Consider the following 22,016-nt stretch of genomic DNA (forward strand, 5'->3'; position numbering starts at 1 on the left):
CTGATTTACAAATGTACAAATTTTCTTTCATTGATTTATTTGCTGGGATCGGAGGATTTAGGATTGCGTTGCAGTCAATAGGTGGAAAGTGTCTTTTTTCATGCGAAATAAATGAACATTGCCAAAAAATGTATCAAGAAAATTTTGGTGAAATTCCAGCTGGAGATATCAAAACAATAGATCCAAATGATATACCGGAGTGTGATGTTTTATGTGCAGGATTTCCTTGCCAACCCTTTAGTATTTCAGGTAAAAAAATGGGATTAAAAGATGAACGTGCAAGTGTAATTGAATCGATATTTAATATTGTAAATCATTCAAAGCCTAAAGTTGTGATGCTAGAAAATGTGAAGCATTTATTACATCATAACAATGGTGAAACGTTGCAACACATCGTATCAAACCTTAATAAGATAGGCTATAATATTTCTTACAATATACTAAATGCAAAAAATTTTGGAGTTCCACAAAATAGAGAAAGATTAATTATTATTGCAAGTTTAAATGGTAAGTTTGATTTTTCTAAGCTTAAAAAACAAAAAACTATAAAAATTCATGATATTTTGGATCAAGAAGGGGATTTTGAATTTCTAGAATCAGATGAATATAAAATTATAGAGAATCCAACTAGACAACAAAGTGGTTTAATATTTTGTGGATATAGGAATAAAAAGATAAGAAATAAAGGGGTTAGGGAGGGAACTGAGCATTTATCTAGAGTTCACAAACAACCAAACAGAATATATTCAATTGAAGGTACGCACCCAACATTATCATCGCAAGAAACTTCGGGGCGTTATTGGATATTACTTAATAATGGACGTGTAAGAAAACTAACAATAAATGAGTGTTTTAAAATTATGGGATTTCCTGAAGACTATAAACTAAAATCTTCAATATCTGAGTTATATAAACAAGTTGGAAATTCTGTATGTATTCCAAAGGTAAGAATTATAGGAGAAGCTATAGTTGAACAATTACTGTGATTTATTGAGTTTATTATGGAATATGGAAAAGAATTAGCTACTTTCTTGGAAAAAGTTTCAGTTGAGTCTGACTTCTTTATAGAAGATAGTATTAAAAGTAGATTGGATATTATATTAGATAATTCAGAGCGTAGTAAGGGGGTGCTAACAGTTCTCATTACAAGTGTAGTATACAAGTATTTTCATTCTTCTCAAGATGTTAGGTACCATCAATCAAATATGCAAAATGGATATTCTGGTAGAAGCTTTGATACAAAATATGTTACTCCATTTTTAAGAAAATATGAATTTCCATCAATGTCTGAAAGTGGTTGGCTAACTCGTTCTCTTGAGCAACCTTATCCATATATATTAGACTACAAGGGAAAAATATCACCAAAAGAAGTCGCCGAAGCTTTTTTATTAATTCTTAATCTTACCACCTCTAATTGTAGTTCAATATTTTCTCTTGCTAACTCCTGTAAATAAATAAAATTTTAGATTGTTATATATAGTAAATAAAAAGTTTTGTTTTATAGAAAAATATTCTTGTTATATAAGAGAATTTTTGATATATTGATTGTTATAGTCAATTGATGAGAAGTTGGGGGCGTCGTCGCTCCTAGCCCCAAATTTTCCTGAATTGACTATATAAAGAATTTTTTACAAAGCTCATCAATTTATACAATTTGGAGGTTTAATTATGTCTGTTAAGAGAATTATGAAAGATGTAGAAAAAACTTTACGAGATATAAAAAAAGCTAAGGCAAGGCAACCTAAAAAGCCAGAAAATAATTATTTTGCTATATTGGATATTGTAGATTCGCCATTAGACCTTATTAATCTTAACGTTAAAAAAATCCCTGCAAAAGTTGCTAATGTTGTGACAACTACTGTACTAAAAGATCCGGTAGCGATGGCAATCGATGAAGATAGTATGCTAATAATGGGAGATATTTGACATTTAGATTTCTATTAATAACTAAACATCATTGCGAGAAGGTGCATAGGCATTAGTTTAAGAAAATAAAGTAGAAAAATCGTCATTGCGAGCCACCGTAGGTGGCGTGGCGATCCATTTCTAATCACTTTTTTGGATTGCTTCGTGACCTTACGGTCTTCTCGCAATGACGGTTTCTCAATTATTGTTTTTTTAAACTGACGCTTATGCAAGGAGGCGTAGTAATGTATTCGGGTTAGCTATGCAAGCATAACTGGTTTATTGCTTATGTTGAATGCTGAGGTTAATTATGTTTAAGTGGGATCAATGTCTGTTATATACAATCAGGATGACGTTATATATGACTATCTTGTTTCAAACGATACAATATCTAATTGAGCATAATATAGGTTTTTATGAACTTTTCTTTAGCAAGGATGTATTATACGATACCCTTTACTCACTATTTTTTTGGTTTATTTTTTCTATAATTCAGTATTACTATAAGTATAAAAATAAAAAACTTTGACAACTATATTGGTAGCTTTATTTAGTAACCTAATCAATACCCAAAATCTTATGGATTTGTATAGAAAGGCGATAACCGTACTTAAGTGCCAAATCAATAGCTAGTTGTTCATTCTCTTTATTTAGCAATGGGTTGTTTTGATCCATAGGCTGGATAAATACTGGTATATTATATTTACTTTGCCCGACTTCAGGTATGTTAGAATATTCTGGTATATTTTTAGCTACTAAGAATTTTATGGCATTAATGCGAGATAGTAAATCATTTCGCAATAAGGAATAACCATTTTTTGCAGCTTTGGGTGAGCAAACTATATGTACTTTATCTGGAATCTCACGATATAACGTGCCATTAGTTTCTATTTGCACTATATAATCCAAATTTATTAATTTATGACACAATAATTCTATGGGTTGACGAAAAGGCTCACCTCCAGTTATAACCACTAATTTGACATTAATCGTAAATCTTTGGACTTCTTCGATAATATTATTAATAGTCAATATATTAAAATCTTCAAAGTCGGTATCGCAAAAATTACAAGCTAGATTGCATCCACCAAGCCTAATAAAGACAGCAGGCATACCAACAAAAGGACCTTCTCCCTGAATAGTCTTAAAGATACTTTTAATCTCTAGGCTAGTCCCGTCATTAAATATTGCTGCCCTTTTGGGATTTTGTCCAAACATAAGATATAGTATAAAAGATTCATTGTGGAAGTAATATGCTGACAAACTTAGTTTTAGATAAGTCAACTATAGGTTTTACAAGAACATTTTCTGAATTTGCTTTGTTTACGTAACCAACTGTTATGCCATAAGGATAAATATTTCCATAACCAGAGGTTATAACTTTCTCACCTTTTTGCACTAAGTGGTTTTTTGGTAAATAGAGTATTTTACTACCGTTACCATAGCCACTCATTATACCTTTCTCTTTTGAAGAGGTTGTAGTGATCGGAATTCTAGAATTCACGTCATTAACTAAAATTATCTTAGAATAATTGTTGCTTACCTGTATTACTCGTCCAACTAATCCTTCACTGTTGGTAACTATTTGATCAATTGCCACACCATGTTTTGCCCCAGCTGACAGTAAAGCAGTTTTACTGAAGGGATTTAATGAGACGCTTAACAATTTAGCACTAACATAGCTATATTGCTCTTCTTCTATAACTGATAATAGTTGTTTTAGCTCTCTATTTTCAGATTGGATTAAATATATATCACTCTGCAAGCTTCTTAATCTTGCCACCTCTAATTGTAATTCAATATTTTCTCTTGCTAAGTCCCGTAAATAAATAAAATTTTGGGTTATTAGGTTAATTTGTTTAAATACATTTTCATGAATTAGCAAGCCACTAAACATAACATGTCCAACGATTTCAAGAGACATAGAAGAGAGTCTTTTGGGAGTAGCAATAAATAAGTAAAGCGAAGCTATGGTAAAAAATAAAATCAAACCACGTTTTGCGGTGACAAGTATAAATTTAGCTAACCCTGCTATTCTACTAGGATTCTTTATTCTATTTGCTAGTAATGCCATTTGTTAATCTTGTTTAAATAACACATGCTTTAATTTTTGAAAATCTTCTAATACTTTTCCTGTGCCAAGAGCTACGCATGATAAAGCCTGTTCAGCAACAATTACCGGTAATTTAGTTGCTTCTTTTAGAACATGATCTAGGTTTCGAAGTAATGCCCCACCACCAGTCATAACAATCCCCTTATCTACAATATCCGATGAAAGTTCAGGTGGGGTGCATTCCAACGCTACTTTTACTGCGTCGACAATTTGGCTGACTGGTTCAATTAGACTATCAGCAATTTGTTTTTCGTTTAGTAGCATTTCTTTAGGGATGCCATGAATTAAATCCCGCCCTTTAATTTCCATTACTCTTGGTTCTAAACTATCGTCTACATAAGCAGCACCAATCTGCTTTTTAATTTTTTCTGCTGTAGCTTCACCGATTAGCAAATTATAATGCCTTCTAATGTAAGAAATAATAGACTCATCCATTTTATCACCACCAACCCGCACTGATCTAGCATATACAATACCGCCTAATGATAAGACGGCTACTTCTGTTGTTCCACCGCCTACATCAACAATCATTGAACCAGTTGCTTCTGTTACTGGTAAGCCAGCACCGATTGCTGCTGCCATAGGTTCCTCTATAAGATACACATCTCTACCACCTGCACTCTCCGCTGCTTCTTGGATGGCTCTACGTTCAACGGGTGTAGAACCTGAGGGTACACAAATTATAATCATTGGACCAGTAAATGAGCGGCGACTATGTACTGTTCTGATAAAATGCTTTATCATCTCCTCAGCCCCCTTAAAATCAGCTATAACCCCATCTTTTAGTGGTCTCTTAGCTTCAATATCGGCTGGGGTGCGTCCTAACATATTTTTTGCTTCATGACCAAATGCATATGGTTTAAATGCTCCATCCACTTTAATCAATGCAACTACAGAAGGTTCGTTTAATACGATTCCTTTGCCTTTGACATACACTAAAGTATTAGCAGTACCAAGATCTATTGCCATATCACTTGCAAATCTACTGAAAAATTTTGTTAGCATTTTTATTTCTCCAAAGTCTTAAGTTCTAACCATCTTATATCAATCCTCAAGATTAAATACATTTGAATATATCAAATTTTCTTAGAATGCATAATAACAAAATTACTGAAAAATAATATACATATATTTGGTAATAAAATAGCTAAGAAAGGAGGAGTTGCATTATATGCAAGTATTTTAAACAACACCTCTAATAAAGAATAAATAATAAAACCTAAAAATAAACCAATTACTAAAATTTTTTCCTGAGAATTATCACGTTGCCTGAGGCTAAAAAAGCATGCTGCTAAAATTACGGTAGTAGCCATAATTATAGGTTTAAATAACTGTTTATAGAAATAAATCTGATAATTAGTTATGGGTAAGCCAAATTTTACTAATTGCTGAATTATATCTGGTAAATCCCAAATAGCAATCATTTCAGGGGTTATAAAACTATTTAGTAAGTTATTTATTGACAAATTTGTTGGAATGGCAAAATTCTCATATTGCTTGAAGTTATTAGCATCCGAAAGTTTTACAGAAGTTAATTCAAAATTATTATCAATTAAAATAGCATATTGAGCATCAATTCTTTTTAAGAAGCTATTTTCATTATCCAAGAATAATATAATAACCTTATTTAACTTATTATTCACTATATCAATAGACCCAGCCTGAACGATTCTTTTTTTGCCCTGATAATTCTCAAAAAATAATAGACCAGATTTTGATATTATAAGGTTAGTCGATGTATTTTTAAACAGCTTGGCTTTTAAAGATTCATATTTTTGTAGACCGAATGTACCAATAGGGTTGCATATAGTTATTAGTATTATACCAAGAATGATCGCGGCAAAAAATGGAACAGCAATAACCCGCCAAATATGGATACCATTGCATAAAATGGTTATTAATTCGTTATGTTTAGTTAATCTTCTTAGAAAAAGTAACATCGCAATAAAGCTGAGCAGAGAAGCCGCTTCATTAACCAAGTAAGGTATTTTATATAATACAAGTTTCCAAAAAGAATGCGTTGGGATATATACAGCTTTAGATTGCTGTAAAAGATCAAAGATATTTGAAAGAGTAAAAACCCCAATAAGCAGAACTAATATAACAATGAAATAGCTACAATATAGTCTGAACAGGTAAATTGAAAGTGTTTTAAAATTAATCATTTTAAAATAAACCGTTCACCTATTGATTTTTGGTGGGCCCGGCAGGACTTGAACCTGCGACAACACCGTTATGAGCGGTGGGTTCTAACCAACTGAACTACAGGCCCCTTTATGGTCAATTAGTAAGAAGTTGGTGACGTCGTCACTCATAGGCGTCAGTTTAAGAAAATAAAGTAGAAAAATTGTCTATTATCGAGCCACCGTAGGTGGCGTGGCAATCCATTTTTAATCATTTTTCTGGATTGCTTCGTCGACCTTACGGTCTCCTCGCAATGACGGTTTTTCAATTATTATTTTCTTAAACTAACGCTTATGCGTTGTCACTCGCCTATTACTTATAGGAATCGCTCCTAGGAGGCTACCTACGATAACTGATTAATTATATTTTGAGCTATTTTTCGGCGAGAATAGATATGATTTATGAAGGAATAGTGTGCCTATTTCAAAAAAATCATGTTTATTCGCAGTCAAAAAGAGCCAAATATAGAATTACTTTAGTTATTGCAGGCAGCCTCCTAGCATCAACTTCTCTTGAATTGACTATATAATGATTATTTAAGCTTTATATAATTATTAGCGTTTTAAGTCTAGTAAAATATTTCATAGTGTCAATAACATTCTAAAATGTCCGCGTTTTGTAACAAGGTAATTGTTCGTTTTATTGCGAATCTTTTTCTAAATTAGACCTTTTGCCGAGTTCTACTTCTGTTGGTAATTTGGACAATGATATGGTATAGTCATTAATTCAGGAGAATTTGGTGACGTTGTCGCTCAATGCTCGGTCTATTACTTATAGGCGTCGCTCCATCGCTCCTAGCCCCAACTCCTCCTGAATTAACTATATCTTTCCTCTGTAACCCTAATAACTTTGCAAATGAATTGATTAATATAGAAAAACTAAATAACCTAAATTTTAAATTATTATTTTAAATTATTATTTGTATAAATTATCTAGGAGTGTTAGTATTACGTATGTAGTATACTTATTTTTATAAATTTATGTTGGCATCAAAAGTTACTGAAAAATATCAAGCTACTATTCCTTACGAGATACGGAATTTCCTACATTTAGAGAAAGGTGATAGAGTAAAGTTTAAAATTGAAGGAGGTAAGGTCATGGTACAGAAATTACCTTATACTGATTATGAGTATCTAGATTCTTTATCTAAATCACTCCCTGAATGGTTATCGCCAGAAGATGATGAAGCATATCATGATTTATAATAAATTTGATGTAATTAAAGTTTCTTTTCCTTTCACTGATAAAGCAGCGATTAAAAAGAGACCAGCTTTAGTAATATCATCAAGTGAATATCAAATAAATTACAATCATTGTATACTAGCTATGATCACAAGTGCTAAACAAACAAGTTGGCAAGATGATATAATAATTACAAATCTTCAAATCGCAGGTCTCCCTTCACCATCAAAAGTTAGAATTAAAATTTTCTCTTTGGATTGCGATCTTATAACAGGAAAATTAGGTTATTTGGCAGATGAAGATAGAGAATCGGTTTTTATTAAGATAAAAAAGTACTTGAGTTATTAATACTATATTTGCCATTGAACAAACTGGTTAGCTACTGAAATTTAATTGATGTTGAAAATGTCCTGGTTCAAATCACAGGGCAATTTAAAAGTCACAATTAAAGAGTAAATATCTCTTGGAGTTACAACCTAATATTAGATTGAGTTTAGGATGGAAAGTGATATAGTCAATTGATGAGAAGTTGGTGACGTTGTCGCTCAATGCTCGCCTATTACTTATAGGCGTCGCTCCATCGCTCCTAGCCCCAAATTCTCCTGAATTGACTATCAGTAAGCTATCTAAAACAAACAACAATAGTTATAAAAATATAGTATTTATGAAAGAACATTTTAAAAGAACCATGATTGGTGTAATGTCAAGTTTATTATTTTTTCCAACTTTGACAATTGCTAGAGATTCAAAATACCCAAAAAGCGAACAAGAAAGAAAAATGGAAGAAATGGGCTCGGTAGTTGGAGGAGAAGGTTTGATATTTAGACCAGGTAGAATCAAAAATGAATCTACCAAAACAGAGATAGGTAATATCAATAAATATTTATGGCAATCTTCTATAGAAACCTTAAATTTTGTCCCTCTTGCTTCAAGCGATTCAATCGGCGGAGTTATTATTACTGAATGGTATAGTCCAAAAGGAAAAGCAGATTTTCGATTTAAAATAAATATTTTTATAAAGGATAACGTTATTAGTCCGGATGCAATTCAAGTAAGAATATTTGAGCAAACACTTAAAAATGGTCAATGGCTAGATAGTCATACTACTTCAGAGCTAGCTAATAACATAGAAGATAAAATTTTACGAAAAGCTAGGGAAATATATATTAGTGCAGGGAAAAAATAATGTTATAGTATACTTACTAAAAAATACTAATAACTAACGTGTGAATTATGAAAAATATTGAGAAAAAATGGCAAAGAATTTGGCTTGAAGAAAAAGCTTTTGCCGCAAAAGACAACAGCGATAAGCCTAAATATTACGTACTTGAAATGTTACCTTATCCTTCTGGGAAAATTCATGTTGGACATTTACGTAACTATTCTATTGGAGATTGCATCGCTCGTTTTATGAAATCACGAGGTTATAACGTATTGCATCCCATGGGTTGGGATGCTTTCGGTTTGCCAGCAGAAAATGCTGCCATTAATAATAACTCTAATCCTAAAGATTGGACTTATTCAAATATTGCAACTATGCGAGATCAGCTAAAATCAATTGGCTTTTCATATGATTGGTCGAGAGAAATAACAACTTGTAATCCAGATTATTATAAGCATGAACAAAAATTCTTTTTAGAACTTTATAATAGAGGTTTAGCCTATCAAAAAGAATCTTTAGTAAATTGGGATCCTGTTGATAAGACTGTTTTAGCTAATGAACAAGTAGTAGATGGTCGTGGATGGCGTTCAGGTGCTTTAGTTGAAAAAAAATATTTAAAACAATGGTTTTTAAAAATTACTAATTACGCTGAAGAGCTATTAAATGAAATTTCAAAACTGGAATTTTGGCCTGATTCTGTTAAATCTATGCAGGAAAAATGGATAGGTAAATCGGAAGGAGCAAATTTTACTTTTAAAATTAAAGATCATCAAGCTAATATAGAAGTGTTCTCTACTCGACCAGAAACTATTTTTGGAGCAAGTTTTGTTGCAATAGCCTATAATCACCCAATAGTTGGGCAATTAGTGGATAAAAATAACGATATGGTGTTGTTTATTGAAAAATGTTCACAATTACACACTAATGCTGCAGTAGATAAAGCTGAAAAAGAAGGGGTGTATACTAACCTTTTTGCCATTCACCCATTTGATTCGACAATTATTATTCCTGTCATAATAACAAATTTTGTACTAATGGATTATGGTACTGGGGCGGTTTTTGGATGTCCAGCTCATGATGAAAGAGATCATGCATTAGCAAAAAAAATGGGCTTGTCAATAAAGCAGGTAGTAATTAACCAAGATGTTCAAATGGACGTATACTCGGAACCTTACACGGGTGATGGTATGATGATCAACTCAGACTTTTTGAATGATCTTACTGTTCAGGATGCTAAACAAAAATCTATAGAAGAATTTGAAAAACGTGGTTTAGGAAAACGTACTATTAACTACCGTCTGAAGGATTGGGGAGTGTCTAGACAAAGATATTGGGGCTGTCCTATCCCAATAATATATTGCTCAGTTTGCGGAACTGTGCCGGTAGCTGAAAAAGACTTACCAATAACTCTACCAAGCGATGTTATATTTTATGGAAATGGCAACCCTCTTGATTCTCACCCTACTTGGAAAGATACTAATTGCCCAAAATGTCAAAAACAAGCTATTCGAGAGACTGATACGTTAGATACATTCTTTGAGTCTTCTTGGTATTTCATCCGTTATTGTAACGTGGCAGCAAAAGATATAACCGACAAGCAAGTATGTGATTATTGGTTACCTGTTGATCAGTATATTGGTGGAATTGAACATGCAGTAATGCATCTTCTTTATGCCAGGTTTTTTACCAAAGTAATGAACGAACAAGGTTATCTTAGTATTCGTGAACCTTTTAATAATTTGCTAACTCAGGGTATGGTTCTACATGCTACTTATAAAGATGCTAATAATAATTGGCTTTACCCAGATGAGGTAATAAAACAGTCTGATAAGTGGATTAATAAAAATACTGGAGAAGAAGTAGTTCAAGGACGAATAGAAAAAATGAGTAAATCCAAAAAGAATCTTGTGGATTTAGAATCAATATTGACCAACCATAGTGCTGACGCTATTAGGCTATTTGTCCTCTCCGATAGTCCGCCAGAGAAAGATTTTGAATGGTCGGCAAATGGTTTTGAAGGCTGTTCTCGTTTTATTAGTAAGCTAGAAAATATGGCAGAAATACTAATTAATAGTGAAATAACGGAAGGTTCTAGTAATAAATCAAATAAATTAACAAAGCTTACCCATTATACTATTAAACATGTTACCGAAGAATTAAAGGATTTTAAGCTAAATAAAGCCATAGCAAGAATGCGGGAACTATTTAATGCTTTGTCAGATGAAGTATCTAAGGGCAGAGAAGGTAATGTTAATATAGTCAATTCATCAATTGACTATAGTGTTAAAGAGGGGTTTAGAGTCTTGATTATGTTACTTAACCCATTTATTCCACATATTACAGAGGAAATTTGGCAAAAATTAGGTAGTAAGGAAAGATTATATCAAACTTCCTGGCCTTCTTTCGATGAATCATTGCTGGAGCTAGAATCTTATACCATGGCTATCCAAGTTAATGGCAAACTGAGAGCTACACAAGAATTTGCCAACGTAACGAGCAATATTGAGATTCAGAATATGGTAATGCAATTACCCGAGATACAAAAACATTTAAGCGGTAAAGAGCCTAAGAAAATTATCATAATACCCTCGAAAATAGTAAATATCGTGGTGTGAGACTATTAAGTTACAAATATAAGGAATAATCAAAAGTTTTACAACCAAACTTTTAAATTATTATTATTTTACACGAGTTGGCGATATATTTTCTAAAATGCATACATGCTTAAATAAGCTGGGCAGATTTCTTAGAACATTAAATTACTAACAAAATGAAACCATTAACTATGCAAGAAGCAAGTAACGTCTTATCAGCTTGGACTGTTTTGGAAGTATTGTCGCCTCAATCATTTCATAAAGCAGAAGACCTAGTAGGAGGAGAAAAAAGTTTAGTTGCTTTATTAGATAATGGACTACCATGGGAGAATGGTGGCGAAGAAGTACCTCCTGAGAAAAAATTATTCTATCAAATAATAATGGGTTCAATTAGTCTTCAGAGTGTATTTTCTGCTTTAGTTAAAAAATATGGTGATACAAGTGTCGAATCAAAACAAGTATCAGGAGAAGCCATTACAGGTGTAATTATTATAGATCAATATGGCTATCTTCTTAAAAATAATATATCTGTTAATCTATCAAGTTTTGCATGGGGTACTCCTCAAGCGTTAAAAAATAGTCTTGAAAACTTAAGGGACTGGGCATTAGTTAAACAAAAAATGGAAATAGCTTTTGATAGAATCTTACGTAAAAAAGATGAAAATGGCGAAGAGCTTCCCTTGAATAAAATAATGATAGATGAGGCTTATACTTACCTTACTAATAATATTTATGGTATATCAGCAGAAATGCTAATAAATAAAAAATTTGCTCTCCGAACTTACGAATTAAGAAAAAAAGGTGATCCTGAATCAAGTAAAAAAGATGACCCTGAATCAAATGAAAAAGATGGTTCTACTAAGACTGTATTACTTAACAGCTTTTACCTAAATGATTTAGCAAAAGCTAGTACTTTAATTGCTAATACTTTAGCTCAAAACCAAGATACTTCAAGTGCTTCAAGTGCTTCAACAAACCTCTTACAATATTTAGGTGTGAATGACCTAAAACGTCAAAATATCCTAGATAAGACAGTTTTACAAAATATTCTTTCCCCTAGAAACATTCCTTCAGCAAGATGGCCTGGATTAGGACGACATCCTCTAGTATTATTTCAGCAGGCTGCGGTTAATTTATCTATGACTGAACTAAAAGACAGTGGAATTCTTGCAATTAATGGACCACCAGGAACAGGAAAAACAACTTTATTACGTGATATTGTGGCAAAATTAGTTGCAGAACGAGCAGAAGCATTACTGAATTTTGTTGATCCTGAAGAAGCTTTCATTGATTCAGGGGAAAAAATACAAGCCGGAAAGGGGTGGTTCAAACTTTACAAATTAGATGAAAGACTAAAAGGTTTTGAAATATTAATCGCCTCATCTAACAATAAGGCTGTTGAAAATATTAGCACTGAATTACCTAGTTTAAAAGCAATTGCCGATAATGCAAATGATCTGCGTTATTTTAAAGCTCTATCTGATTCATTACTTGGAGGTGGAAGTTGGGGGTTGATTGCAGCAGTACTTGGCAATATGACTAATTGTAAGAATTTTAATGAAAAATTTTGGTGGGATAAGGATTTTAGCTTTTCAACATATTTAGCAGAAATAAATGGAAAACCGCAGAAATTCGAGATTAAAGATCCAGATAGTCATGAAATCATTGAAACTATATACCCTAAAATTATTGAAGAAAATAACCCACCGTCTAGTCATAGTGAAGCTTTAGAACGTTGGAAAGAAGCTAAAGAAAATTTTGAAAAAACATTAAAAGCAAGTCGAGATGAACTCTCTAAATTACAAGAAACAAGAAATTTAGTTGAAGAGTTAGAAAATTTAGAAAAAGAGTTAGGAAAGGTAGAGGATCCAGAAGATTTTTTATTAAAACATGATAAATTAAAACCACATATTATTTGGTGTATTCTAAACACTCCTTCATTTCTTGCCTGGAGAGAAAAAAGGCAAAAGATTGTTCGTCTTAATTATAAAAAGAAAAAGATTGTAACATCCTCTAAAGAATTTGAAAATCATTTGATTGATAGTAGTTTATTTACAAAATCCTCTGAAGAAATGCACCTAGTGTCCCCATGGTGTAACGAACAGACACAATTATTACGCGATGAGGTATTTATTTCCGCTATAAAACTACATAAAGCATTTATAGATGCAGCAGCCAAACCTTTACATCATAACCTTGGAGCTATGATGAAAATTTTTAGGGATTCTTTTAACGTAATAGATAAAAGCACCACTGATTTTTTACTAGACTTATGGGCATCTTTCTTCCTTGTAGTTCCTAGTGTATCAACAACTTTTGCATCTGTAGAGAAAATGTTAAAGGATATCCCTGCCAATTCTCTTGGATGGCTTATTATTGATGAAGCTGGGCAGGCTTTACCGCAAGCTGCTGTAGGGGCTATAATGAGAACAAAACGTGTTGTAGTGACAGGGGATCCTCTACAAATAGAACCAGTGGTTGATTTACCTGACAATTTAACAAAAAGTATATGTAAACAATTTTCGGTAGATCCAAAACGTTTTAATGCCCCAGAAGCATCAGTGCAGACCCTATCAGATTTTGCAAATTCATATATTTATGAATTTGATACTAAGCACGGAAGTCGTTTGGTTGGTGTGCCTTTACTAGTACATAGACGTTGTGGAAATCCTATGTTTGATATTTCTAATATAATTGCTTATGGAGAATCTATGGTTCACGCCAAGAGTTCTGATAGCAGCTCTGCAATACATAAGTGTCTTGGTTCTTCTAAATGGTTTGATGTTAAAGGAGAAGCGTCAGATAAGTGGTGTCCAGAAGAAGGGCAAAAGGTACTTGAACTATTAGGTACATTAAAGAGTGCTGGAATACAGCCAAATCTGTATATTGTGACACCTTTTAGAGTTGTTGCGAATAATTTACGCAAAATTATAAAAGATAGTCATATTTTAAAATCTTGGATAACTACAGATAGCTATTCTTGGCTTAATGAGCGAGTTGGAACAATACATACTGTCCAAGGTCGAGAAGCTGAAGCGGTAATTTTAGTATTAGGGGCACAAGGATCAGACCAAGATAGCAGTCGAGTATGGGTAGGCAAATTTCCTAACATCTTAAATGTAGCAGTTACCCGTGCTAAAGAAGTTATTTATGTTATAGGAAATAGGGACTTATGGAAAGAAGTTGGAGTATTCCGTGAGCTAGACAGTAGAATTAATTAAGTCTATTGTAGTCAATTTTTGGGGAATTGATATGAACTAATCTCCGAAATTATTTCAAGTATTAGGGCTATTTCGTTTAAAATACTATCCGCAACTTCTGGTGCAGACTCTCGGTAATTGTAATGTATTCTGTACACATTATAAACTTCTGTGTCTCCAATATGAAAGGTTCCACTTGGATAACTTATGCCTATGTTATCTCCTATCTGTTTTGCAGAAATATTTGAGTAAGCTGCAATTACTACTTGTTTTAGATTAGCAATAACTTCAGGTGTGTCGTGTATTGTAAGCAAAAGATGTGATTGACCTTCTGTAGAAAGAGATGAAAGCATATCTGTATAACTTCCAAAACCATACATATCATATGCCATCTGTCCTGGAACATCAAAATGTCTATCTTGCCACGGTCGCCAAAATTCAGTATTTTCAACTTCATTCAAATTTAATTGTGTTAGTTCACCAACCAACTTGGCAGCTAGTTGATCATTTTCCACCATTCTTGTATTAGATGTAGGATTATCCTGAAAATCGCTTAAATATTCGTATATTTTGCTTACTAAAGCCTGTTGTTCATTAAGTTTGCTTTGCAATGTTGCAAGATTATTTTGCTTACTAGTGAGATTATATTGAATATTACGAAATAACAATATCAAAAACCTAATTTGTGGTTGCTATATTATTTCTAAAAACCCATATATTTTATAAGGTATACAATATATTTTGGTATGTAAAGTGTATTTTATAAAAAATTAGTGAAATATTTAGTTTAGTGGCAATTATACAATGATTATATAATTTTAGTTGTAGGTAGAATTTAATTTATACACATTATTTTCTTACGACTCCTTAGACAAAAAAATCCCTAAAATACTTTATTACGCGAATTTTGGATAAGAAGTTAAAAAATTTATAATTTTTTACTGATAAATAGTTAGTGCAAGTTATTATTATGTTATAATGAAATATATAAGCAAGTTATGATTAAATAACATGTTCATGAGTTGTCATAAATTATTTAGACATAAGAGTGAATTTTAGTTGATTGAGTAAAGTATGAAAGAACAAACCAGTAATAATATTAATTACCAACCAAGAATGTTTGTTGGTACCGATGACTTCTACGATTTATTGATTAATAGTGACATATTTGTTGATAAGAGTCTGATGATCAAGGAGTTGTTAGAAGATAGTGGTAAAGTCACCTTAATCACCCGTCCAAGGCGATGGGGGAAGAGCTTGAATATGGATATGGTGCGGAGATTTTTTGAGATAGAGGTAGATCAACATGGCAATCCTATACCACAAGAACAAAGAGTGAACTATAAACTATTTGCTGGTGGAGAGGTGGATTTGGGATTAGCAAGTGGTAGAAAAAAGTTGCTTAAACCACTTAAAATATCTAAGTATCCAGATATTCTTCTAGACTATCAAGGTCAATTTCCAGTTATTATTATAAGTTTCAAGGGCGTTAGGGGCAGTAGTTATGAGGAGATTGAAAGTAAAATCAGCTATCAAATAACTAGGCTATTTAGTAATTATCGTTATTTAAAACGTTATGTAAGTGAGAAAGAGTATTTATTGGAAGAAGCGGAAAAAGAGCAATTAACTAGATATTTTTCTGGAAAGTTTAACAAAGTAGAACTTGAGAATAGTTTGAAATTTCTAAGCGACTTACTTTATAAACATTTTAATCAAAAAGTTTACATACTAATTGACGAGTATGATACGCCAATTAATAGTGCCTATATGAAATTTGGCAATAATCTAGAAGAGTTTGAGGAAGTATTAGCTCTATTCCGGGCAATATTTGGCAATAGTCTTAAAACCAATGATTCATTACAAAAAGGCGTCATTACCGGCATATTGCGTGTTGCTAAAGCTAATTTGTTTTCAGATTTGAATAATTTAACTGAATGTAGTCTACTAGATGAAAGATTTTCTAGCAGTTACGGATTTACTCAAGCAGAAGTTGATGAACTATTAACTAAAGTACCAACCACTACAAAGCCAGAAGAAATTAAAAATTGGTATAATGGCTATAATTTTGGCGGAGAAGTCATTTATAATCCATGGTCAATTATGCAATGTTTGGCAAGTAAAGGCAAGCTGGATCATTATTGGATTGATAGCGGTGGGACTGGTTGGATTGATCATGTACTGCTTTCAGATGAGATGCAAACAGATATCCAGGCTTTAGCTGCGGGTAAAACTATTACTTCTTCTATTACTAAACATATAAATTTTGCTGATATCAACCAACCAGAAGGGTTATTTAGCTTATTATTATTTAGTGGCTACCTAAACACAACTACCAAGATGCCAGAAAGAGATATTTATGATTTATCTGCTCCTAACTACGAGGTGAAATATATTTATGAAAAGAGAATGCTGCAATGGGTTACTAAACAAATAAAAATTGATAATTCTGGCTATTATTCTTTTGTTACTCTATTACCAGATGGTAGAATAGAGGAGTTTAAACGACGTATGCAAGAGTTACTGCTTAATTCTACTAGTTTTCATCAAACAGGAGAGAAAAAAGCCGAATTATTTTATAGTGGCTTTATGCTCGGCTTTGTTAATATGTTAGCTCCTAATTATATAATATCAAGTGAACAAGAATCAGGGGATGGCAGAGCTGACGTTGTGATGATTCCAAAAATTGGCAAAGGTGATAAAGCGATGATTATCGAGTATAAAATCGCTAAATCCTCAGAAGAGCTAGCAGATATAGCTAAATCTGGTTTACAACAAATTATTAATAAAAAATATGATAGTAAAATAAAAGAGCATTCACATGTAAAACAAATATTAAAAATTTCGATGGCATTTTGTGGAAAAAATATGGAGTTAGAATATGAAATAACGAAGCTCTAATAATAGAGCGTAAGCACTTGTATAATAAGCAATTGGGTATCTGACTGGGTTCGGAAATTGTACACTACGCCCCGCCAATCGGCACAATTTGCTACTTTTTGCATTTCTGTGAATGGAAAAGCCAGAACGTAATGCAGCTTACAGCCCTCGAGTGTTAGGTTCGAAAACATAAAATTTAATAATTCCCTTTTTTCAGCAATTGTCGAACCTTTAAAAGTTTCATAGGCTTCAGAAGCTAGAGTTATCAAGGTTGAGGCGGTATCAGTAATTTTGTCATCTGCTTCATCATAAATTTTCAATATCGATTAATTTCATATTGACGATCTTTTAATTGTTGTTTTTTTGCTTGAAATTCTTCTGTACTCAATTCACCATTAAGTCGTAAATCTATTAATGAGTTCAATCTTTTTTCGTTTGGATTTTTTGGATCCCATGCTGCCAAATAAACCCATTGATCTACCTTACCATTGGAATATGTTTTACTATGAATTTCCGATGTCACTATCTTGCCTGTTGTTGCACAAGTAATTAACCCTCTAAATAGGAAATCTTTACCTCCATATTTGAAAGGCTTTTTATTCCAACCTAAACGTACTTCTGTACATGCCATAAATGTTTCTCTTGTAATAATTGGTGGATAATTATGCAACCACATCTCTCCTTTTACTAACATTTCACCGTAATAAAATGGCTGCTGCATTAAACGGTGTAATACTGTTTTATTTAGGTAATAATTCTTTTTATACCAATTAAAATAATTAACGCGGTATATTAATCCACTCTCTATACATAATTGATTTTACTAAAGTTACATTTTTACTAAGTTGATTCCAGGCATAGCAAGCATTAGCAACGATATCTTCGTATACACCGTAACATTGATTAGATAGGAAGTGATTTTTGATCCACTGCCAAATTTGTTCCATCGCATTTAATTCCGGTGCGTATGGCGGAAGCGGTACCAAGGTAATGTTACTTGGAATAATTAATTTTTTCGCTGCATGCCACCCGGCATTATCTGTTAATAATGCAACATGCCTACCAGAATCAATAGTCAAAGAAAATTCATCTAAGAACTTATTCAATAGTTAAACTACAGCCAAAATATAATATAGAACAACTAAAAGATAAGATGAAATTAGAAGATGAAAAGGGAGTAGTTAACTTATTAGGGGCAGAATGGCTAAAAGCATTCAAAGATTATGTAACACCCAGAATAGCTTTAATTAACAAAGAGAGAGAAGAAGCAAAATCAGTAAATGAAGTTTTACAGCTATTAAAAAAAGAAAAAGATTTTTGTCTTGATATGTATAAGCAATATAAAGATGTGGTAGAGTATTATAGCAAAAAGGAGCAAGACCATTATTTCCTGACGATAGCTAACTTGCATAAGGAGCAACCTGAACTACTAAGCAATTTAGCGAGAGATATAAATAATGTCAGTAGATTTAAGATAGGAGGAATTTATACAGGAGATACTATAGAAACAGATGACAAGCTAGTAGAAAAGATAAAAGATACAACACAGGTAGGGATGCTGGCTAAGCAACTATATAAGGCATGTCAAGCACATGTATTAAAAGAGATAAGTCCTGAGATAAAAGAGCTAAATAGTCATGCAGTGGTAAAGATTAACGATAATACTTATGATGAGATAGTATGGTGGTCTCCTTTGTCTAGACAAAAATTTAGCAATTTAGAGATATAATTCCCATGAAATTATTATTGTCACTATTATGCAACTTTTTGTTTATAGTACATCAAGCTAGGAGTCCTATACCCCAATGCTTGGTGCATTCTTTCGTGGTTATAAAAATCGATATATTCCTTAATAGCTGCTTTTGCCTCCTTTACAATTGTTAAAATTATTCGATAAATTTTTTCCTGTTTCAACGAACGCCAAAATCGCTCAATAAACACGTTGTCCAAAGCTCTACCTTTGCCATCCATACTTATTTGAATATTATATTTTTTTAAAATACAGATAAATTGCTCAGACGTAAATTGCACTCCTTGGTCTGTGTTAAAAATCTTTGGTATACCATATTGTTCTATAGCTTCCTCAAGAGCCTCTACACAAAAAGTACTTTCTAAACTAATAGATACCCGCCAGCTAAGTATATAACGACTGTGCCAATCCATAATGGCTACCAAATAAACAAATCCTTGTTGCAACCTTATGTAAGTGATATCTGAACACCATACTTGATTTGAGTATGTTCCCTCTAAATCTTTTAATAAATAAGGATATATTTTATGTGCCTGATTTCTTTTACTCAAATTCATTTTAGGATAAACAGCTTCAAGACCCATTATTTGGTAGTAACGTCTAACAGCTTTACGACCTACCGAAAAACCTTGGGCTTGTAAATATTTAGCCATCCGTCGCATACCATAATATGGATGCATAGTATAGGTCTCATCAATTATTGCCATGATCTTAAGTTCTTGTTCACTAATAGCAGTAGGTTGATAGTAGTAGGTTGACCTACTAATACCCAACAACTTACACTGTTGTATAATTGTTAATTTATTATGATTAGGCTCTATCATATTACACCTAACCTTTAAGTCCAAACAATGCAGATTTTTTTTTGAGCCAGTCACGCTCTACACTTAACTGTCCAATTTGTTCATATAGATTCTTGATTAACTCCTGCTGATTTGGATCAGCACTCTGTGTTTTACTCTTAAAGCCTTGTACTAATAATTCAAGCCCCTGTTTTTTCCAATTACTTATCTGCGTTGCATGAACACCATACTTACTAGTTATTTGGGCTATTGTTAGCTCGCCCTTGATTGTCTCTATGACAATTTTTGATTTCTCCTCAGCACTATATTGCCTTACTTGTTTTTTCATCTCTAGCTCTCCTTTTTTGCTAAAGAATTCTATCTCATTTCTTCTATTTTTGTGTCCAAAATATGGAGACCATTATAATATTTCTCATCAATAATCTTACAAAAGATTAGTTTAATCATTTCGCTTCCAAGCTTTTCTTTCCTACTAATATTTGTATTAGAATATAAAGTATTTAGTATACGCCTAAAAACAGGTTTTAGATTTTTAACAGGTTTTAATTTATCTTTTGTTATATTACCTATTGCTTCTATCGTTTCTCCTTTTTTCGGTATGTTAAATAGACAATCTTTCTTTACTTCTCCTTTAGAATTTTTATATAAATATTCAATTTCTTCTCCATTAGTCCAAACTCCGAACAAAGCAGAAGTAGCTTGCATATAACTCGTCAGTTGTTCTAAACCGTCTTTTCTACTTTTCTTTTTAACCTCAACAATACCAAGTATATCGCTATATTGATTTCTATTTTTTGATTTATTTTTATATATTACAATATCTGCTTTTTTTACAGAGCTACCCATTTGTATTGAAACTTCAATATCTAATTGCTCTTTGTCATAAAAATAGTCGTCATACAATATCTTTTCATATTCTTGTCGTACTTTTTCTTCAGGCTTTTTTAAATCTACAGCTTTGTTTGTTGCAAAGTCATTAATGTATCCATCCTTTAACATACTAATTTTTATTGATTACCCTAACTTATACTTATATTATTCTCATTTGCCATCAGTTGATTTACCATCACTATCGTTAGAATTGTCAGGAGAGTCATAAGGATTGCGATAAGGGAGCATTTCCGGTACAGTTCCATCTTTAGGCAATAACTTCTTTAATCCGTCTTCTAAAGCTTTCTCACCGGTTTCTTCTCTAACCTCATATTTTGGTGGATCTCCTAAACATTTCCAAAAATTGGTTAAATTTTCAAAGTTGGGACCTAATTTTGGAGTACAATGTTGAGCAATTGATTTTGACGTATCAAGAATTTCAGTGGTAGCAGTTGTTATATAGCTGATAAGTCCAATTTGTTCGAGTCCTTTAGCTACCCAAAATAATATTACCAGAGAAGCAACAGCTATCATAACGTACCATTTGGCTATGATAGTCCATAAAAACATTCCCATAGGGTTAGCTGCTATTAGTCTTCTTAAAGCTTGCCACATATATATAATTACCGAAAAATAGTTAAAAAATCTACGAGTAGAAATTACATGAATTGTAAAAAAATAACAATTTTTTTATTAGTGCAAGGGTCAGTATAGTGTATAATTAAAATTAAATGTTGTAAATATTCTTAATTAGATAGGATGAGAGATAAAATATTATTGGTACAAGAACCATATTGATACCAATCATAACAAAAATTAGATTGATATTATCAAAATTTTGTAAAACAAGACCGCTAAGTATGATGTTGGGTATTAGTAGCGGCATGATTAATATTGCTAATAGATTAGTATTTGACCTAAAATAGCTTTGAACAGCTCCAATTAAAACTAATAGGCTACTGGACAAAATTAATAATAGAATTAGATTGATCAAAAGATAGCTTACTGTTAGCATGTCAAGATCGAAGATAATATAAATTATTGGCATATTTAATAAAGCACTGGTGAGGGAACTAACAATTATGGTAATTAATTTAGCGGCAATAATTTCACTCTCATTGAAGCTAGATAATAGTAACTCTAAACTTCCGTCCTCAACATCTTGCTGAAATATTAGACTAGAAAAGCCAATTAGAGCTATCGGTAAAACAATTACTGAAAAAATAATTCCAAATTTTTTAATATCTGTTTGGTCATTAATTAAAGCAGTACTGAAAATACAAAATAAAAAGAATATAAATAGATATTTACTAAGATTATTAATACGATTTTGAATTAAATATTCCCATTTGATCAGCTGTATTAGTTTATGCATA

23 protein-coding genes and 1 tRNA gene are annotated in these 22,016 nt (G+C 32.3%); 10 read left to right on the forward strand and 14 right to left on the reverse strand.

Going from position 1 to position 22,016, the window contains the following annotated elements; all coding sequences use genetic code 11:
• Positions 1-11 precede the first annotated feature (11 nt).
• The 3 genes from AAGD20_RS05090 to AAGD20_RS05100 all read left to right on the forward strand — a co-directional run bounded on the left by AAGD20_RS05090 (position 12) and on the right by AAGD20_RS05100 (position 1,926).
• Positions 12-986 (forward strand): DNA cytosine methyltransferase, encoded by a 975-nt coding sequence (locus AAGD20_RS05090; protein ID WP_341748695.1) that lies wholly within the window; start codon positions 12-14, stop codon positions 984-986.
• Between the two features lie 15 nt (positions 987-1,001).
• Positions 1,002-1,454, forward strand: a complete 453-nt coding sequence (locus AAGD20_RS05095) for a hypothetical protein (RefSeq protein WP_341748696.1) — start codon at positions 1,002-1,004, stop codon at positions 1,452-1,454.
• A 214-nt stretch (positions 1,455-1,668) separates the two neighbouring features.
• A complete protein-coding gene (locus AAGD20_RS05100) occupies positions 1,669-1,926 on the forward strand; it encodes a hypothetical protein (protein ID WP_341748697.1) in 258 nt (85 codons plus the stop codon).
• Between the two features lie 537 nt (positions 1,927-2,463).
• Here the strand turns inward: AAGD20_RS05100 and AAGD20_RS05105 are convergent.
• The 5 genes from AAGD20_RS05105 to AAGD20_RS05125 all read right to left on the reverse strand — a co-directional run bounded on the left by AAGD20_RS05105 (position 2,464) and on the right by AAGD20_RS05125 (position 6,290).
• Positions 2,464-3,123 (reverse strand): 7-carboxy-7-deazaguanine synthase QueE, encoded by a 660-nt coding sequence (locus tag AAGD20_RS05105; RefSeq protein WP_341748698.1) that lies wholly within the window; start codon positions 3,121-3,123, stop codon positions 2,464-2,466.
• A 19-nt stretch (positions 3,124-3,142) separates the two neighbouring features.
• On the reverse strand, positions 3,143-3,979 hold the full coding sequence (mreC, locus tag AAGD20_RS05110) for a rod shape-determining protein MreC (protein ID WP_341748699.1): 837 nt from the start codon (positions 3,977-3,979) through the stop codon (positions 3,143-3,145).
• A 3-nt stretch (positions 3,980-3,982) separates the two neighbouring features.
• Positions 3,983-5,023 carry a rod shape-determining protein gene (locus AAGD20_RS05115; protein WP_094649281.1) on the reverse strand — a complete coding sequence of 347 codons (1,041 nt, stop codon included), beginning with the start codon at positions 5,021-5,023 and terminating at the stop codon, positions 3,983-3,985.
• A gap of 71 nt (positions 5,024-5,094) precedes the next feature.
• Complete coding sequence (locus tag AAGD20_RS05120) at positions 5,095-6,183, reverse strand: LptF/LptG family permease (RefSeq protein ID WP_094649280.1); 1,089 nt, start codon at positions 6,181-6,183, stop codon at positions 5,095-5,097.
• 30 nt (positions 6,184-6,213) lie between these two features.
• A tRNA-Ile gene (locus AAGD20_RS05125) sits at positions 6,214-6,290 on the reverse strand.
• A gap of 892 nt (positions 6,291-7,182) precedes the next feature.
• On the opposite strand from AAGD20_RS05125, the gene AAGD20_RS05130 reads away from it, so the two are divergent.
• Together AAGD20_RS05130 and AAGD20_RS05135 are read left to right on the forward strand one after the other, a co-directional pair.
• On the forward strand, positions 7,183-7,407 hold the full coding sequence (locus tag AAGD20_RS05130) for an AbrB/MazE/SpoVT family DNA-binding domain-containing protein (RefSeq protein WP_094649279.1): 225 nt from the start codon (positions 7,183-7,185) through the stop codon (positions 7,405-7,407).
• Positions 7,397-7,732 (forward strand): type II toxin-antitoxin system PemK/MazF family toxin, encoded by a 336-nt coding sequence (locus AAGD20_RS05135; protein ID WP_094649278.1) that lies wholly within the window; start codon positions 7,397-7,399, stop codon positions 7,730-7,732. Before AAGD20_RS05130 ends, AAGD20_RS05135 begins: the two co-directional genes overlap by 11 nt.
• A gap of 84 nt (positions 7,733-7,816) precedes the next feature.
• On the opposite strand, the gene AAGD20_RS05140 is transcribed toward AAGD20_RS05135, so the two are convergent.
• On the reverse strand, positions 7,817-8,026 hold the full coding sequence (locus AAGD20_RS05140) for a palindromic element RPE2 domain-containing protein (protein WP_094649277.1): 210 nt from the start codon (positions 8,024-8,026) through the stop codon (positions 7,817-7,819).
• Positions 8,027-8,048: 22 nt separating this feature from the next.
• Here AAGD20_RS05140 and AAGD20_RS05145 point away from each other — a divergent pair, with 22 nt between their 5' ends.
• From AAGD20_RS05145 to AAGD20_RS05155, 3 genes are all read left to right on the forward strand, one after another.
• On the forward strand, positions 8,049-8,570 hold the full coding sequence (locus tag AAGD20_RS05145) for a DUF3576 domain-containing protein (RefSeq protein ID WP_410520894.1): 522 nt from the start codon (positions 8,049-8,051) through the stop codon (positions 8,568-8,570).
• A gap of 47 nt (positions 8,571-8,617) precedes the next feature.
• Positions 8,618-11,161: a leucine--tRNA ligase gene (gene leuS / locus AAGD20_RS05150; RefSeq protein ID WP_341748700.1), complete on the forward strand. Its 2,544-nt coding sequence runs from the start codon at positions 8,618-8,620 to the stop codon at positions 11,159-11,161.
• Positions 11,162-11,316: 155 nt separating this feature from the next.
• Positions 11,317-14,361: a DEAD/DEAH box helicase gene (locus AAGD20_RS05155; RefSeq protein WP_341748701.1), complete on the forward strand. Its 3,045-nt coding sequence runs from the start codon at positions 11,317-11,319 to the stop codon at positions 14,359-14,361.
• An 11-nt stretch (positions 14,362-14,372) separates the two neighbouring features.
• Here the strand turns inward: AAGD20_RS05155 and AAGD20_RS05160 are convergent, their stop codons facing one another.
• Complete coding sequence (locus tag AAGD20_RS05160; protein ID WP_094649807.1) at positions 14,373-15,008, reverse strand: hypothetical protein; 636 nt, start codon at positions 15,006-15,008, stop codon at positions 14,373-14,375.
• A 406-nt stretch (positions 15,009-15,414) separates the two neighbouring features.
• On the opposite strand from AAGD20_RS05160, the gene AAGD20_RS05165 reads away from it, so the two are divergent.
• On the forward strand, positions 15,415-17,238 hold the full coding sequence (locus AAGD20_RS05165) for an AAA family ATPase (protein ID WP_341748702.1): 1,824 nt from the start codon (positions 15,415-15,417) through the stop codon (positions 17,236-17,238).
• A 295-nt stretch (positions 17,239-17,533) separates the two neighbouring features.
• Here AAGD20_RS05165 and AAGD20_RS05170 read toward each other — a convergent pair whose 3' ends face one another.
• Together AAGD20_RS05170 and AAGD20_RS05175 are read right to left on the reverse strand one after the other, a co-directional pair.
• Positions 17,534-17,938, reverse strand: a complete 405-nt coding sequence (locus AAGD20_RS05170) for an SHOCT domain-containing protein (RefSeq protein WP_341748703.1) — start codon at positions 17,936-17,938, stop codon at positions 17,534-17,536.
• Between the two features lie 58 nt (positions 17,939-17,996).
• Positions 17,997-18,323 (reverse strand): transposase, encoded by a 327-nt coding sequence (locus AAGD20_RS05175; RefSeq protein WP_341748704.1) that lies wholly within the window; start codon positions 18,321-18,323, stop codon positions 17,997-17,999.
• A gap of 47 nt (positions 18,324-18,370) precedes the next feature.
• Here AAGD20_RS05175 and AAGD20_RS05180 point away from each other — a divergent pair, with 47 nt between their 5' ends.
• Entirely contained in the window at positions 18,371-18,946 is a 576-nt protein-coding gene (locus AAGD20_RS05180) for a hypothetical protein (protein ID WP_341748705.1), read from the forward strand.
• A 26-nt stretch (positions 18,947-18,972) separates the two neighbouring features.
• Here AAGD20_RS05180 and AAGD20_RS05185 read toward each other — a convergent pair whose 3' ends face one another.
• The 5 genes from AAGD20_RS05185 to AAGD20_RS05205 all read right to left on the reverse strand — a co-directional run bounded on the left by AAGD20_RS05185 (position 18,973) and on the right by AAGD20_RS05205 (position 22,015).
• Positions 18,973-19,791 (reverse strand): IS3 family transposase, encoded by an 819-nt coding sequence (locus tag AAGD20_RS05185; RefSeq protein WP_341748686.1) that lies wholly within the window; start codon positions 19,789-19,791, stop codon positions 18,973-18,975.
• Between the two features lie 7 nt (positions 19,792-19,798).
• Complete coding sequence (locus AAGD20_RS05190) at positions 19,799-20,098, reverse strand: transposase (protein WP_341748685.1); 300 nt, start codon at positions 20,096-20,098, stop codon at positions 19,799-19,801.
• A gap of 29 nt (positions 20,099-20,127) precedes the next feature.
• On the reverse strand, positions 20,128-20,769 hold the full coding sequence (locus tag AAGD20_RS05195) for a type I restriction enzyme HsdR N-terminal domain-containing protein (RefSeq protein ID WP_341748706.1): 642 nt from the start codon (positions 20,767-20,769) through the stop codon (positions 20,128-20,130).
• A gap of 42 nt (positions 20,770-20,811) precedes the next feature.
• Positions 20,812-21,255 carry a DUF2670 domain-containing protein gene (locus AAGD20_RS05200; protein WP_094649011.1) on the reverse strand — a complete coding sequence of 148 codons (444 nt, stop codon included), beginning with the start codon at positions 21,253-21,255 and terminating at the stop codon, positions 20,812-20,814.
• A 112-nt stretch (positions 21,256-21,367) separates the two neighbouring features.
• On the reverse strand, positions 21,368-22,015 hold the full coding sequence (locus AAGD20_RS05205) for a heme exporter protein CcmB (RefSeq protein WP_341748707.1): 648 nt from the start codon (positions 22,013-22,015) through the stop codon (positions 21,368-21,370).
• Position 22,016 lies beyond the last annotated feature (1 nt).

Origin of the sequence: Candidatus Tisiphia endosymbiont of Sialis lutaria, from assembly GCF_964026535.1 — a bacterium.
Lineage (GTDB): Bacteria > Pseudomonadota > Alphaproteobacteria > Rickettsiales > Rickettsiaceae > Tisiphia.